Source organism: Methylobacterium sp. DB0501 (assembly GCF_011043735.1).
Lineage (GTDB): Bacteria > Pseudomonadota > Alphaproteobacteria > Rhizobiales > Beijerinckiaceae > Methylobacterium > Methylobacterium alsaeris.
Window position 1 is genome coordinate 427,162 of record NZ_JAAKGV010000001.1, and the last position, 14,464, is coordinate 441,625.

A 14,464-nucleotide genomic window follows, 5' to 3' on the forward strand; every position below is an offset into this window, starting at 1 on the left:
CCTGGTAAGACGCGTCGGTTCGACTTGCTTTCGCCGGACCGCCCGCCTCACCCCGCCCGGTCCGCCGTATCGATGGTGATCCCGCCGCCCACCACCCGCGACACGCAGGTGCAGAGCTGGGCGTTCGCCGCCTTCTGGGCCTCGCTGAAGAACACGTCGCGGTGATCGACCGTGCCGTCTGCATCCAGGATCTTCACCGTGCACAGCCCGCACTCGCCGCGCCGGCAATCGTGGATCATGGCGATTCCCGCCGCCTCCAGGGCCTCCAGCATGGTCTGGTGGCGCGGGACGACGATCTCCCTCGACAGCCGCGGGATGCGGACGGTGAACGCCTCGGTGGCGTGGCGGCCGCCGGTGCCGAAGGTCTCGAAGCGCAATCCCTGCGCCGGGCGACCCGATTCCGCCCAGGCCCGGCGGCCCGCCTCCATCATCCCGTAGGGCCCGCACAGATAGGCCTCGCCGCCGGGGGCGAGGTCCGCGACCGCCGCCGCGAGGTCGATCCGCCCGCCCTCGTCGTCCGTGAACGTCTCGAGCCGGTCGCCGATCCGCGCGCGCAACCCGTCGGCGAGCGCCAAGTCCCGACGCGTCCGGGCGGCGTAGAGCAGGCGGAACCGGGCGCCGGCCTGATGCAGGGCCAGCGCCATGGCGTGCAGCGGCGTGATGCCGATGCCGCCGGCGACGAGCAGGTAGCCGGGCCGGCCCGGGGTGAGGCCGAAATGGTTGCGGGGGCCCGAGATGCTGAGGCGGGCGCCGGGCTCCAGCCCGTGCATGTAGGCCGAGCCGCCGCGGCTGTCGGGCAGACGCTTCACGGCGATGCGGTAGAGCCCGTCGGCGCCGGAATCGAGCAGCGAGTAGGAGCGGGTGTCCGGCCGCTCGCCGATCATCACCGCCACCCCGAGATGGCTGCCGGGCGGGGCGGGCGCCCCGGGAGTGGCCGGCTCGATCTCCAGGAGCCGGATGTCGGGCGTCAGCGCCCGGGCGGCGCGCAGGCGCGCCGGCTGCCAGTCGGTCGCGGCCATGGCGGCTACTCCGCCGCGATGCCGACGGGCGGAGCGGCCTTGGGGTCCCGGCCCTCCTTCGCCATCATCCCGTCGATCAGGCGGTGGGCCCAGAGCGCGCCGGCATCGATGTTGAGGTTGTAGAACGGCTGGCGCGGCTGGCGGTCGATCGCCCGCTGCTGGGCCTCCAGCACGTCGTGGTCCTGGTCGTAGACGCCCTTGCCGTCGTTGACGTGGGCAAGGGTGAGGGACTTCGTCAGCTCCTCGTCGTCGGGGCGCCAGTTGCGCACGAAGTTCCAGAAGTAATGGCAGCTCGTGGCGGTCTCGGGGGTGATGGCCGCCAGGAAGAAGCCGTTGACTCCTTCCGAGCGGTCGCCCTGGCGGGCGCCCGTGCCGGCGAGCGCCACCCCGACATCGCCCGCCACCACGTTCGGCGCCTCGAACCGGATGATCTGCCAGCGGTCGACATGGCCGGGCCGCCCCAGGTTCCGCGCCCAGAACGGCGGCGGCTCGATATTCTCCATCCAACGCTCGACCGTGACGCACCGGTCGGTGTGGGTCACCTCGAACGGGCTGCGGGTGATCGCGTCGTCGCCGATGCTGCCGGCATGGACGTAGGTCTCGTGGGTGAGGTCCATCAGGTTGTCGATGACCAGACGGTAATTGCACTTCAGGCTGTAGAAGGTGCCGCCCTCGCCGACCCACGGCGCGTCGCTGTTCCAGTGGAAGTCGGGCACGAGGTCGGGATCGGCGAGGGCCGGGTCGCCCATCCAGAGCCAGACCAGGCGGTAGCGCTCCACTGCCGGGAAGGCGCGCACGCAGGCCGACGGATTGATGGTCTCCTGGGCCGGCATGAAGGTGCAGCGGCCGGACGCGTCGAAGACGAGGCCGTGATAGCCGCACATCACCTGGTCGCCCTTGAGGTGGCCGAGCGACAGCGGGAGCAGGCGGTGCCAGCAGGCATCCTCCAGGGCCGCGACCGCGCCGTCGGTGCGGCGGTACAGCACCACGTCCTTGTCGCAGATCCGGCGCGGCGTCAGCGCCCGGCCGATCTCGTGGCCCCAGGCGGCGGCGTACCAGGCGTTCAGGGGAAAACCCTTGGGATCCGTCATCGTTCTCTCCCTCGTCGTCGTCCGGCCTCGCGGGTCTTTCGCCGCGCTGGAGGTCCGGTCGTGCGGCGGCCGGCTTGGCCGTATCGGGGCGTTCGGGCGGATCGCCCGAGGGCCGCCGCCGGCGGGCCGGCCGGTATTGCGCCGCACACAGGTTTCGCGTGCCGGATCAGCAGTTTGGAACTGGTCCGGTTCGATCCTTCGACGCTAGCCGCCGGGCGCCGGCCCGGCCATGGACGCGATCCGGAATTTCTTGGACGGATCCGGCGCCCGGCCTTACCCTGCCGGCGGGAGGAGGGGACGATGCCAGCGCAGCGGGAGCGGCCGATCCCGGTCTTTCGCCTCTACGGCGAGACCGCCGAGGCGACGGTGCCGAGCTTCGTCCATGCCGAGCGGATCGGCTCCAGCGCGGCCCTGCACGATTGGGAGATCGCGGCCCACCGCCACGGCGCGCTGACGCAGGGGCTGGTCGTCACGCGCGGCCACGGTGCCCTGTCGCTCGATGCCAGGCGCGAGGAGTTCTCCGCGCCCTGGCTGGTCTGGGTGCCGTCCGGCGTGGTCCACGCCTTCTCGTTCCGGCCCGGCACCGACGGGGTGGTCCTGTCGCTCGCCGACGACTTCCTCGCCGCGGTGCTCGATCCCGATCCGGAGGCCGCCCGCCTGCGGTCCGCCGCCGAGGCGACGTTCAGCGGAAGGCCCGGCTCGCCGGAGGAGATCGACCTCGACCTCGCCTCCCTCGTCGAGACCCTGATGCGGGAGGCCGCCGGTGCCCTGCCGGGGGCGGCGAGCGCCGTGGCGGCCCTCGTGAAGCTCCTGGTCGTCGGCGTGCTGCGGACCCGCGCCGCCCGCTCGATCACCGAGCCGGCGGCGCTCGCGCGCGCCGACCTGCATCGTCGCTTCCGCCGGCTGGTCGAGGCGCATCTGCGCGAGGGCTGGCCGCTCGCCCGCTTCGCGGCCGCCCTCGGCGTCAGCCCGGACCGGCTGCACGCCGCCTGCACCGAGGCGGTGCGGCGCTCGCCGCAGGGGATCCTGCACGACCGGCTGATGCTCGAGGCCAAGCGCAGCCTGATCTACACCACGCTGCCGGTCTCGAAGATCGCCTTCGATCTCGGCTTCAACGATCCGGCGTATTTCTCGCGCTTCTTCGCGGCGCGGGCGGGGTCAAGCCCGGCGGCGTTCCGGCGGATGAGCAGGGGGGAGGGGTGACGGCCTGACAGTCGAGCGGCCGCGAAAGCGTCGCCGCAAAGCAAGAGGGAATGTCAGGATAAGGAAAAGTGGCTCCCCGAGTAGGACTCGAACCTACGACAAGGCGATTAACAGTCGCCTGCTCTACCAACTGAGCTATCGGGGAACACCGGGCCGCCGCTCGCTGCGAGCGCCGACGGGGGCTTACTAGCCATTCCACCCGCCGGGCGCAAGCCCGGTTTTCGGCAGCCCGGTTCCAGAATCCCCTGGGCGAGCCGGGTCCGAGGCTCAGAGCGCCGGCGGGCAGGCCGGGCCGAACGGGCCGACCGTCAGGTCGCCCTGGCGGGGGTCGTTGAGCACGAAGGGCTCGGTGCCGCCCCGGCCGAAGCCCATCAGGCCGAGATCGTAGTAGCAGCGATCGATGATCGCCGTGAACGTGTAGCTGTCCTGCGCCACCGGAGGCCCGACCGGGACGAGGCGCCCGCGCGGGCCCCGGCCTGCGCAATGGGCCGCGATGTCGACCCGGCCCGGCGCCATCATGCGGATCGAGCGCGAGGAATGCGGCGGGATGCCGACGCTGGGGCCGCCGTTGCGGCTCGCCACCGCGAAGTAGGGCGAGCGGTTGATGACCCGCCGGACGCAGCCGGCCTCCGCCGCGCCGATGCCGCCGGCGAGCAAGGCCGCCGCCGCAGACCACAGATAGAGCCGCTTCACGCCCGGCCGCATGGCATACCTCTCTCCACACGCGAAGGACCGCGTGACACTCACAACCTAACGCGTCGCCGCGCTGCTGCCAGGCTTGAGAGAATACCGAGCATGGCAGGCACCGGGGTTCGGCGGGTCACCGCAACATGCGCCGCGACACCGGAACGGAACGGCAGAGCTTGGCGTTGAGTTCCGGTCTTCGAGCGGGGCGGCATGTCCGGTGCCGCACCGCGCCACCTGCCCTCCACCGCCCGGAGCCCCGATGCGCATCCGTTCCCTGCTGCTGGCCCTGTTCCTGCTCACCGGCCTCGGCGGTCTCGCCGGCGCCTCGCCGCTGATGCCGACCGCCGCCGTCACCACCGCCCTCGACCAGCCGTCCACGGTGGAGACCGTGCGCTGGCGCCGTCACCGGCACTGGCACCGGCGGCACTGGCACCGCCGCCATTGGCATCGCCGTCACTGGCATCACCGCCGCCACTACCGCCGTCACTGGCATCACCGCCGGCATTACGGGCGCCACTTCCATCACCGCGGCCGCCATCACGCGCGCCGTCTGCATTTCAGCCGTCCGGCCGCCCGTCCGGTGCGCTGGATCGAGCCGCGCCAGATCGGACGCTGAGCCTTGAGCGAACTGCCCCCCGAATCCGGCCCCGACGGACGTCCCCGCGACTGGCTCGATCTCGGGGGGACGCCCCGGCCCGCCGCCGGGACGACCGCGCCGCCCGAGGCTCCGGCGCCGCAGGCCCGGTTCGCCGGGCTCCGCCGTGCCGCGGCCGGGTTCGGCGCCCGCCTCGGCCCGGCCGCTCGCGAGGGCGTCCTGCGGGCGCGGGCGGGCGCCGGCCGCCTCGCCGCCCATCCCGCCACCCGCCGCGCCGCGGCCGCGACCGCCGCCGCCTGGCGGCCGGCCGCGGCGCTGGCCCGGCGGGTGCCGTGGCTCCGGCTGACCGGGGCCGCGGCGGCGGTCGTCGTCGGCCTCGTCCTCGCCTATGCGATCTACGCGCTCGCGACCCTGCCGGTGAATGGCGGGCTCACCGTCGAGCCCACCGCCTCCGCCCTGGTGGTGCGGGCCGCCGACGGGCAGGCCTTCGCCACCCGCGGCGTCATCAAGGGAGCGAAGCTCGCGCCGAAGGAGGTGCCGCCGGTCCTCGCCAAGGCGATCGTGGCGATCGAGGACCGCCGCTTCTACGAGCATCACGGCATCGACCTGCGCGGGCTGTTCCGCGCGGCGCTCCGCAATGCCGCCGCCGGCGGCACCCGCGAGGGCGGATCGACCCTGACCCAGCAGCTCGTCCGCATGAGCTACCTGTCGCAGGACCGCACCCTGAAGCGGAAGGTGCAGGAGGCGGTTCTGTCGCTGTGGCTCGAATCGCAGCTGCCGAAGGAAGAGATCCTCACCCGCTACCTCAACGCCGCCTATTTCGGCGCCGGCGTCTACGGCGCCGACGCCGCGGCGCAGCGCTATTTCGGCAAGCCGGCCAAGGACCTGACCTTGAGCGAGGCCGCCATGCTGGCGGGCCTCGTGCGCGCGCCCTCCCAGCTCGCCCCCCACCGCAACCTCGATGGCGCGCGAGGCCGCGCCGCCCAGGTGCTCGACGCGATGGTGGAGACCGGCGCGATCACGACGGCGGAGGCCGACGCGGCCCGGCGTGCGCCCGCCACCGTCCGGGTGCCGACGGAGACGCCGGTCGGCACCAACTACTTCGTCGACAGCGTCGCCGATTCGGTGCGCGGGTTGATCGGCACCGGGCCGGCCGACGCCACCGTGCGCACGACCCTGGACCTGACGCTCCAGAACATCGCCGAGAGCGTGATCGCCCGCCGCCTCGACCAGGACGGCGAGCGCCGCAAGGTCTCGCAGGGAGCCCTGGTGGCGATGGCCCCCGACGGTGCGATCCTGGCGATGGTCGGCGGCCGCGATTACGCCGACAGCCAGTTCAACCGCGTCACCCAGGCCAAGCGCCAGCCGGGCTCGCTGTTCAAGCTGTTCGTCTACCTCACGGCGCTGCGCGACGGGTACCGGCCCGATTCGACGATGATGGACCGCCCGACCCAGGTCGGCGAATGGGAGCCCGAAAATTACGGCGGGCGCTATCGCGGCGCCGTCACCCTGCGCACCGCCTTCGCCCACTCGATCAACACCGTCGCGGTTCAGCTCGCCGAGGCGGTGGGGATTCCGGCGGTGATCGAGACCGCGCGGGGCCTCGGCATCACCTCGGACCTGCCGAACCTGCCGAGCCTCGCTCTCGGCTCGGCCGAGACCACGCTCCTGGAAATCACCCGCGCCTACGCGGCCGTGGCGGCCGGCGCCGAGAGCCTCGAGCCCTACAGCGTGCGCCAGATCCTCGCCCGCGAGCAGCCGCTCTATACCCGCCCTCAGACCGCCCCGACTCCCGCCCGCGACCAGGCCGCCCGCACCGCGATGCTCGACCTGCTCAGCGCCGTGGTCCGGGAAGGCTCGGGCAAGAACGCCCGGGTCTCGGTGCCCGCCGGGGGCAAGACCGGCACCACCCAGGATAGTCGCGACGCCTGGTTCGTGGGCTTCGCCGGCGACCTCGTGGTCGGCGTCTGGCTCGGCAACGACGACAATTCGCCGATGGCCGGCGTCACCGGCGGCGACATGCCGGCCCTGATCTGGCACGACTTCGTCACCCAGGCCCTGGCCGCCCGGGCCAAGGCCGCCCGATCGGAAGCGGGCAAGATCGACGCGGGCAAGGTCGAAGCGGGCAAGCCCGAGGCCGCGCGGTCGGCTCCGGCGCCGCGGCCCGAGGTGGCGAGCGTCGCCGAGCCCGAGGCCGATCCGCGGGCGCGGGATCTGACGGGCCGCGCGGTCCTGCGCGGCAACCCGTCGGTGGTCGATACCGGCACCCTCGATTTCGACGGCCGCACGGTGCGGCTCGTCGGGGTCGACGGGCTGTCCGGCCGCAACGCCCGCGAGCTCGGCCGCTACCTGCGCCGGCGCGACGTCGCCTGCGCGCCGGCGGATGGCGGCGCCTATCGCTGCTCCCTCGACGGGCAGGACCTGTCCGAGCTGATCCTGTTCAACGGCGGCGGCCGCGCCAGCGCCGACGCGACGCCGGACCTGCTGGCCGCGGAGGAACAGGCGCGGTCGAACCGGATCGGGATCTGGCGGCGGTGAGCGGCGAGACGCGCCCCGGTCGGCCGTCGAGCTGAGCTTTCATCGTCCTCAACCCCCGCATCGCACCCCCACGACCGTCCCGGCGAACCGCCCGGCGATCGCGCCGGCGCTGAGCGGGGCGGACTCGCCGGCAGGCGCCGTGGGAGCGTCCGCGCCGAGGAAGCCCGTCAGGGCGTCCGATCCGACGAGCGGATGGGTGAGCGGCGGCAGCACGCCGGCGACGAGGCGGGGTTGCGCCGGCAGGCGGGCGACGAGGCCGAGGAGGCGGCCGGAGCGGTCGAGGACCGGGGCGCCGGCGGCGCCGGGCTGGAGCGGGGCGAGCACCCCGCCCGGGGCGATGTCGCCGGGCGTCACGGTCGGGCCGTCCGCGCCCGCCGCGAGCACCAGGGCGCTCTCGCCGGGGCGTGAGGCGGGAGCGAGGGCGGGCGCCGTTCCGGCGGCGGTGGCGGCGTCGAGGAGTGTGAGGCCGGTGGCCTCGTCGCGCCGCAGGATCCGGGCCGGAGCGCCGCCGGCCTGCGGGCCTGGGCAGGCGGCGGGCAGCACCGCGACGATCCGGCGGGGGCCGACGGCGAGGCCCGTGCCGGTCGCCGCCTCGCCGACGGGCGGGCCGGGAGGGGGCGGGGCCGCGGCCGCCGGTCGTGCCGGGGCCGCCGTCGGGGCGTCGCCCGGGAAGGGCACGAAGCTGTTGGCGATGGCGATCACCAGCCGGTCCATGTCCCGGGCCGAGGCCTTGTCGTAGGACAGGCTGAAGCCGCGCAGGCCCGCCGGGCCGGCGGCGTCGCGGATGTAGAATTTGCCCGAAGGCGTCTCGCCGGTGACGACGGTGAAGTCGGGGCGCTTGAGGGTGTAGGTCACCTTGCGCTCCGGCGTCGCCGCGGCGCTCTGCGCGAACAGGGCGTCGAGGTCGGCGGTGCCGGGGGCGAAGGCTCTCGTGTCGAGGGTGATGCGCCCGTCCGGGCTCTGCCAGCGGCTGCCGGCGGGCAGGCGGCTGCGCTTCGGCAGCAGCCGTTCGGGGATCCCGATGACGAGGCCGGTGGCGGGATCGGCCGCGACGGTGAACCGGGCCGCACGGCGCGCCGCCTCGCCGGCCGCCAGCAGGGCGGCGCGGGCGGGCTCGTCCAGGATGCCGGTACCCGCGGCGCCGGCCTTCGCGTCCTTGCCGGCATCCTTGGCCTGCCAGGCGCCGATCGCCTCGTAGGTGCGCCGGCCGAAGGTGCCGGTGACGACGCTGTTGTAGCTGCCCGCCCAGACCAGGGCGTCCTGCACCGCCCGCCGCTCCGCCTCCGGCCGGGCCTCGAAGGCGGCACGCGCCGCCTCGAAGGCGGGATCGGGCGCCGCCGGCCCGGCGGGGCGCGGACCCGGGGTCCTCGCGCCCGACGGGGCGCCCGGGCCGGGCGCGCCACTTGAGGCCGCCCCTTGGGCGACGGCCCCGTCCGGTGCGAGGCTGCAGGCAAGGAGCGGCAGCAGGCCGGCGGCGAGCAGGTGGGCGGGGCGCGGCATCGGGCTCTCCGGAAGACGGCCGCCGAACCTTGCGGAAGGCGAAAAGCCCGTCGAGCTTGCAACAGTCGGAGCCGGACTTCCAGGGGCCGGCCTGACGGTGGAGGGCCGCCATGTCGTAGCCGGTCCGGTCCGAGCCGATCTGGCCGGAGCCGGTGACCGGCAACCGGATCACCCCAAATCGACCGGTCCGGCGCGGAGGACGGATTGCCCCCGGACCCGGCGCTGCTTAGGCTCCGGAGCGGGCAGGGAAGCGCCGCGAGGCCGGTCATGTCGCTCATCACCCGGGTCGGACGCGCCGCCTGCGGTCTCGCCGGCCTCGTCACGGCGCTCGCAAGCCTCCCGGCCGCGGCCCAGCAGCCCCCGATCTCCGCGCCCCGCCGCGCCGCCCTGGTGCAGCCGGCGCCCCGCTCCAAGAGCTTCGTGCGCCCGGCGCTGGCCAGCGAGGCGGTGCGGCTCGAGGCGCGGCTGAAGGACGAGGGTGCCGCCGGCAAATCCGCCGCCCAGTGGCGCCGGGAGGGCGAGGCCCTGCGTGCCAAGGACGAGACCGACGGGGCGCTCGCCGCCTTCCGCCGCGCCGCCGCGGCCGAGCCGGCCGAGTGGCGCAACTGGTACGCCCTGGCGGAGGCCGCCGGCGCCGCCGAGAACGACGATGACGAGACCAGCCGGAAGCTCGACGCCGAGGCCCGGGCCGGCGCCTACCTGGCTTATCAGCGCGCGTCGAGCCCCGCCGACGAGGCGAGGGCCCTGGCGCTCCTCGGCGCAGGCCTGGCCAAGCAGGAGAGCTGGCGCCCGGCGCTCGAGGCCTACGCGGCGAGCCTGGCGCTCGCGAGCGATCCCGAGACCGCCAGGACCTACGAAGCCTTGCGCGACGCCCACGGCTTCCGGGTGCTCGACTACAAGGTTGATTCCGACGCCGCCGCCCCGCGGGCCTGCTTCACCCTCTCCGAGACCGTCGACCCCAAGGCCGATATCGCCCCTTACGTTGCGGTATCGGGGGCCAGCGACGCCGCCGTGACGGCGCAGGGCCAGCAGGTCTGCGTCGACGGCCTGCGCCACGGCGAGCGCTACGGGGTGGTCCTGCGCCAGGGCCTGCCCTCGACCGTCGGCGAGTCCTTGCGCAAGGCGGCCGACTACGACATCTACGTCCGCGACCGCAGCCCGCAGGTGCGCTTCACCGGCCGCAACTACGTGTTGCCGCGCACCGGCCAGGCCGGGGTGCCGCTGGTCTCTGTCAACGCCCCGAAGCTCGATGTCGAGGTGGTGCGCATCGGCGATCGCGGCCTGCTGCCGGCCCTGCGCGGCGACGCGTTCCTGTCGCAGCTCTCCGGATCGGGCTTACGCGGCATCGCCCGCGAGCGCGGCGTTCCGGCCTGGAAGGGCACGCTCGACGCCGCGCCGGCGGAGGTCAACCGCGAGGCGGTGACCGCCTTCCCGGTGCTCCAGGCCGTCGGCAAGGTCGAGCCCGGTCTCTACGTGATGACGGCGCGGCCGAGCGGCAGCGTTCCTCTGGCCGACGCCGAGGAGGGCGGCTACGAGAGCGAGGCGACGCAGTGGTTCGTGGTCTCGGATCTCGGGCTCACCGCGCTCAAGGGCCGCGACGGGATCCATGTGCTGGCCCGGTCGCTCGCCTCGGCGGCGATCGTGAAGGACGCGGAGATCCGCCTGATCGCCCGCAACAACGAGGTGCTGGCGACCCGCGGCACCGACGCGCAAGGGCACGCCGCCTTCGATCCGGGCCTCGCCCGCGGCGAGGGCGGAGCGGCGCCGAGCCTGGTGGTGGCGCGCCTCGGCGACGATTACGGCTTCCTCGACCTGTCTCTGAGCGCCTTCGACCTCGCCGATCGCGGCGTGAAGGGCCGGCCTGCCCCCGGCGCGGCGGAGGCCTTCCTGTTTCCCGAGCGCGGGGTCTACCGCTCCGGCGAGACGGTGCAGCTGACCGCCCTCCTGCGCGACGCGAAGGGCGCGGCGATCCCGAACCTCCCCCTCACCCTGGTGGCCAAGCGCCCGGACGGGGTCGAGTACCGTCGGGTGCAGGTCCCTGACGGGGGCCTCGGCGGTCGCGCCCTCTCGCTGCCGCTGCTCCCCGGCGCGCAAGCCGGCACCTGGCGGGTCGCCGCCTATACCGACCCGAAGGCACCGCCGGTCGGCGAGGCGAGCTTCCTGGTCGAGGATTACGTCCCCGAGCGCCTCGACGTGACCCTGACCCCGGTCGAGGCCGCCTTGCGTCCGGGCGAGCCCGCGACGGTGGCGGTCGCGGCGCGCTACCTCTACGGCGCCCCGGGCGCGAACCTCACGGTCGGCGGCACGGTGGCGGTGCAGCCTGCGGCCCGCTCCGGCATCAGGGGCTTCGAGGACTTCTCCACCGGTCTCGACGACGAGCGCGTCGAGCCGGTGACGGCGGAGCTGGAGGCCCCCGTCGCCACCGACGGGCAGGGCCGCGCCACCGTGCGGGCCCCGGTGCCGGCCACGAGCGGGCCGCGGCCGTTCGAGGCCAGGGTCTCGCTCCAGGTCGGCGAGCCCGGCGGCCGGGCGGTGCAGCGCAGCCTGACCCTGCCGATCCTGCCCGCCGGCCCGGTGCTCGGCATCCGGAAGTCTTTCGACGGTCTGCGCGAGGGCGCGACCGCGAATTTCGAGGTGGCGGCCGCCCGGCCGGACGGCACGCGGTTGTCGGGCGAGGCTACCTGGACCCTGCTGCGGGTCGAGCGGCGCTATCAATGGTACCGGGCCGACGGGCGCTGGGCCTTCGAGCCGGTCAAGACCACCGCCAAGGTCGCCAACGGCCGCCTCGCCGTCGAAGCCGGCGCGCCGGCCCGGCTGGCGATCCCGGTCGATCTCGGCAGCTACCGCCTGGAGCTGCGCGGGCCCGGCTTCGCGGCGGCGAGCCTGTCCTTCGAGGTCGGCTGGAGCGGCGGCGAGAGCGCCGACGCGCCCGATCTCCTCGACCTCACCCTCGACCGCGACGCCTATGCCTCCGGCGACACCCTGCGGGCGCGCCTGCGGCCGCGCTTTTCCGGCACCGCCACCGTCGCGGTGGTGAGCGACCGGGTGCACGAGATCCGCACCCTCGACCTGCCGGCGGGCGGCGCCACCGTGGAGATCCCGGTCAAGCCCGATTGGGGCGCGGGCGCCTACCTCGTCGCCACCGCCTACCGGCCCCTCGACCAGGCGGCCAAGCGCCTGCCCGGCCGGGCGCTGGGCCTCGCCTGGTTCGGGATCGACCGGGAGGCCCGCGCGCTGGGCGTTACCGTCGAGGCGCCCGCCAAGGTCCGGCCCCGGGGCGATCTGCGCCTGCCGATCCGGCTGGCCGGCCTCAAACCCGGCGAGGAGGCCCGGGTGACGGTAGCGGCGGTCGATGTCGGCATCCTCAGCCTCACCCGCTACGCCAACCCGGATCCGTTCGGGTTCTTCTTCGGCCAGAAGGCGCTCGCCGCGGAGATCCGCGACCTCTACGGCTACCTCATCGACGGCATGCAGGGCACGCTCGGCGCCATCCGCTCCGGGGGCGATTCCGGTGGGGCGGAGCTGGAGGGCGCGCCGCCGGCACAGGAGCCGCTCGCCCGCTACTCGGGCGTCGTCACGGTCGGGCCGGACGGCCGGGCCGAGGTGAGCTTCCCCCTGCCGGCCTTCAACGGCACCGCCCGGGTGATGGTGACGGCCTGGAGCGCGGCGCGGGTCGGCGCGGCCTCGGCCGAGGTGGTGATCCGCGACCCCGTGGTGGCGAGCGGCACCCTGCCGCGCTTCCTCGCCATCGGCGACCGTTCGCGCCTGCACGTCGCCCTCGACAACGTCGAGGGGCCGGCCGGCGACTACGCGGTCGATGTCGATCTGGCCGGGCCCGTGGTGGTGCCGGCGGGCGCGCTCGCCCGCTCGCTTCACCTCGATCCCGGCGGGCGGGGCAGCGTCGAGATCCCGCTCACCGCCGCCGGCCCCGGTCTCGCGCGGGTCGACCTGCGGCTGACCGGGCCGGGCCTGTCGGAGCCCGCCGGGCAGAGCTTCTCCTTGGGCATCCAGCCCGGCACCGGGACGCTGCTCCGCCGCGAGGTCCGCACGCTGGCGCCCGGCGCCAGCCTCACCCTGTCGGGCGACCTCCTCGCCGATGTGATCCCCGGCACCGGCGCCGTCACCGTGGCGGCCTCGCCCTTGGGCGGCATCGACGTGCCGGCCCTGCTCCAGGCACTGGACCGCTATCCTTACGGCTGCACCGAGCAGGTGGTGAGCCGGGCGCTGCCGCTGCTCTCGGTCAACCGGCTCGCGGCCCTGTCGCAGCTCGGCCTCGACGGCTCCGCCGACGAGCGGGTGCGCGGCGCCATCGACCGGGTGCTGTCGCGCCAGGATTCGAGCGGCGCCTTCGGCCTGTGGTCGGCGGGCAACGTCGAGGATCCGTGGCTCACGGCCTACGCCGCCGACTTCCTGACCCGGGCGCGGGAGCATGGGTTCCCGGTGCCGCAACAGGCGCTGTCGCTCGCCCTCGACCGGCTGCGCAACACCGTCGCCAACGCCGCGGACGTCACCGAGGGCGGGCTCGACCTCGCCTATGCGGCCTACGTGCTCGCCCGCAACGGCCGGCCGGTGATGGGCGACCTGCGCTACCTCGCCGACACCAAGCTCGCCGCCTTCGCCACGCCGCTGGCCCGCGGCCAGATCGCCGCGGCGCTCGCGCTGCTCGGCGACCGGGCCCGGGCCCGCACCGCCTTCGAGGCCGCCCTGGGCGCGCTCCGGGCCGAGCGCGACGGCGGCGCCTACCGGGCCGATTACGGCTCGCGCCTGCGCGACGGCGCCGGCCTGATCGCGCTCGCCGCCGAGACCGGCATCGCCCCCGACTCCCTCGCCTCCCTCGGCACGATCGTGGCCGAGGAGCGCGGCACGCGCCCGACCAGCACCCAGGAACAGGCCTGGCTGGTCCTGGCGGCGGCGGAACTCGCCAAGGATCCCGCCAAGGATACGAAGGAGGCATCCGCCCTCACGGTCGACGGCACGCCAATCGCGGGCGCGCTCTACCGCACGTTCCCGGGCGCCGCCCTGGAGGCCCGGCCGGTGACGGTGGCCAATCGCGGCACGGCCCCGGTGCGGCTCGCCCTCGGCATCGCCGGCAACCCGGCGGTGCCGGAGCCGGCGGAGGCGAAGGGCTACGCGATCGAGCGCAGCTACCACCGCCTCGACGGCAGCCCGGCCGACCTCGCGGGCCTGCGCCAGAACGACCGCCTGGTGGTGGTGCTGAAGGTGACGGAGGCCAAGGCCAGCGCCGGCCGCCTGCTCCTCGTCGACCGCCTTCCCGCCGGCCTCGAGATCGACAACCCGAAGCTCCTCGATGCCGACGCCGCCGCCGGCCTCGCCTGGGCGAAATCCGACGTGAAGCCGACCCATACCGAGTTCCGCGACGACCGCTTCGTGGCGGCCTACGACCGCGACCCGGCCCAGTCCGCGTTCTTCAGCGTCGCCTTCACGGTCCGGGCGGTGACCCCCGGCCGCTACGTCCATCCGGCGGCGACGATCGAGGACATGTACCGGCCGGAGCGCTACGGGCGGACGGCGTTCGGGGTGCTGGAGGTGGGCGCGGCGCGGTAGGGGGAGGGGGCTCCCTCGCGTCCTCCTCCGCCCCGCTGCCCCGCCGGCGAACCGCCCGCGCGGGTCCCTCGTCCCGCCCGAAGGTCTGGGCCCAGGTCAGCGTGATGATCTCGGCTCCCGCGCCCTCCGCGCCCGGACGGGTCCGGGCGGCGCGGCGGCGCCGGGCGCCGATCCAGCGCCGGACGAGGGGCCCGTCCCGCCCCCCGGTCCAGGGGCCGGTCCCGCCCCCCGCGCCGGCGGCATGCCGTCGCCCGCATCCCTGCCAC

The 14,464-nt window shown here is 74.8% G+C and carries 8 protein-coding genes and 1 tRNA gene; 4 read left to right on the forward strand and 5 right to left on the reverse strand.

What is annotated here, in order from left to right; genetic code table 11:
- Positions 1-47 precede the first annotated feature (47 nt).
- A complete protein-coding gene (locus G4G93_RS01980) occupies positions 48-1,019 on the reverse strand; it encodes a PDR/VanB family oxidoreductase (RefSeq protein ID WP_165080769.1) in 972 nt (323 codons plus the stop codon).
- 5 nt (positions 1,020-1,024) lie between these two features.
- Positions 1,025-2,110: an aromatic ring-hydroxylating dioxygenase subunit alpha gene (locus G4G93_RS01985; protein ID WP_165080771.1), complete on the reverse strand. Its 1,086-nt coding sequence runs from the start codon at positions 2,108-2,110 to the stop codon at positions 1,025-1,027.
- Positions 2,111-2,410: 300 nt separating this feature from the next.
- On the opposite strand from G4G93_RS01985, the gene G4G93_RS01990 reads away from it, so the two are divergent.
- Positions 2,411-3,313 (forward strand): helix-turn-helix domain-containing protein, encoded by a 903-nt coding sequence (locus G4G93_RS01990; protein WP_165080773.1) that lies wholly within the window; start codon positions 2,411-2,413, stop codon positions 3,311-3,313.
- Positions 3,314-3,382: 69 nt separating this feature from the next.
- Here G4G93_RS01990 and G4G93_RS01995 read toward each other — a convergent pair.
- A tRNA-Asn gene (locus G4G93_RS01995) sits at positions 3,383-3,458 on the reverse strand.
- A 122-nt stretch (positions 3,459-3,580) separates the two neighbouring features.
- Positions 3,581-4,018 (reverse strand): hypothetical protein, encoded by a 438-nt coding sequence (locus tag G4G93_RS02000; protein WP_165080775.1) that lies wholly within the window; start codon positions 4,016-4,018, stop codon positions 3,581-3,583.
- Positions 4,019-4,259: 241 nt separating this feature from the next.
- On the opposite strand from G4G93_RS02000, the gene G4G93_RS02005 reads away from it, so the two are divergent.
- Both G4G93_RS02005 and G4G93_RS02010 read left to right on the forward strand, forming a co-directional pair.
- Positions 4,260-4,616, forward strand: coding sequence for a hypothetical protein (locus G4G93_RS02005; RefSeq protein ID WP_165080777.1), 357 nt, complete (start codon positions 4,260-4,262; stop codon positions 4,614-4,616).
- 3 nt (positions 4,617-4,619) lie between these two features.
- Entirely contained in the window at positions 4,620-7,133 is a 2,514-nt protein-coding gene (locus G4G93_RS02010; protein ID WP_246736472.1) for a PBP1A family penicillin-binding protein, read from the forward strand.
- A gap of 48 nt (positions 7,134-7,181) precedes the next feature.
- Here the strand turns inward: G4G93_RS02010 and G4G93_RS02015 are convergent, their stop codons facing one another.
- Positions 7,182-8,633 carry a peptidoglycan-binding protein gene (locus G4G93_RS02015; RefSeq protein WP_165080779.1) on the reverse strand — a complete coding sequence of 484 codons (1,452 nt, stop codon included), beginning with the start codon at positions 8,631-8,633 and terminating at the stop codon, positions 7,182-7,184.
- 267 nt (positions 8,634-8,900) lie between these two features.
- Here G4G93_RS02015 and G4G93_RS02020 point away from each other — a divergent pair, with 267 nt between their 5' ends.
- Positions 8,901-14,198, forward strand: a complete 5,298-nt coding sequence (locus tag G4G93_RS02020; protein WP_165080781.1) for an alpha-2-macroglobulin — start codon at positions 8,901-8,903, stop codon at positions 14,196-14,198.
- Positions 14,199-14,464 lie beyond the last annotated feature (266 nt).

Bases quoted from the DNA above. Each gene is read 5' to 3' on its own strand.
- G4G93_RS01980 (WP_165080769.1), bottom strand. From the start codon at position 1,019: ATGGCCGCGACCGACTGGCAGCCGGCGCGCCTGCGCGCCGCCCGGGCG.
- G4G93_RS01985 (WP_165080771.1), bottom strand. From the start codon at position 2,110: ATGACGGATCCCAAGGGTTTTCCCCTGAACGCCTGGTACGCCGCCGCC.
- G4G93_RS01990 (WP_165080773.1), top strand. From the start codon at position 2,411: ATGCCAGCGCAGCGGGAGCGGCCGATCCCGGTCTTTCGCCTCTACGGC.
- G4G93_RS02000 (WP_165080775.1), bottom strand. From the start codon at position 4,018: ATGCGGCCGGGCGTGAAGCGGCTCTATCTGTGGTCTGCGGCGGCGGCC.
- G4G93_RS02005 (WP_165080777.1), top strand. From the start codon at position 4,260: ATGCGCATCCGTTCCCTGCTGCTGGCCCTGTTCCTGCTCACCGGCCTC.
- G4G93_RS02015 (WP_165080779.1), bottom strand. From the start codon at position 8,633: ATGCCGCGCCCCGCCCACCTGCTCGCCGCCGGCCTGCTGCCGCTCCTT.
- G4G93_RS02020 (WP_165080781.1), top strand. From the start codon at position 8,901: ATGTCGCTCATCACCCGGGTCGGACGCGCCGCCTGCGGTCTCGCCGGC.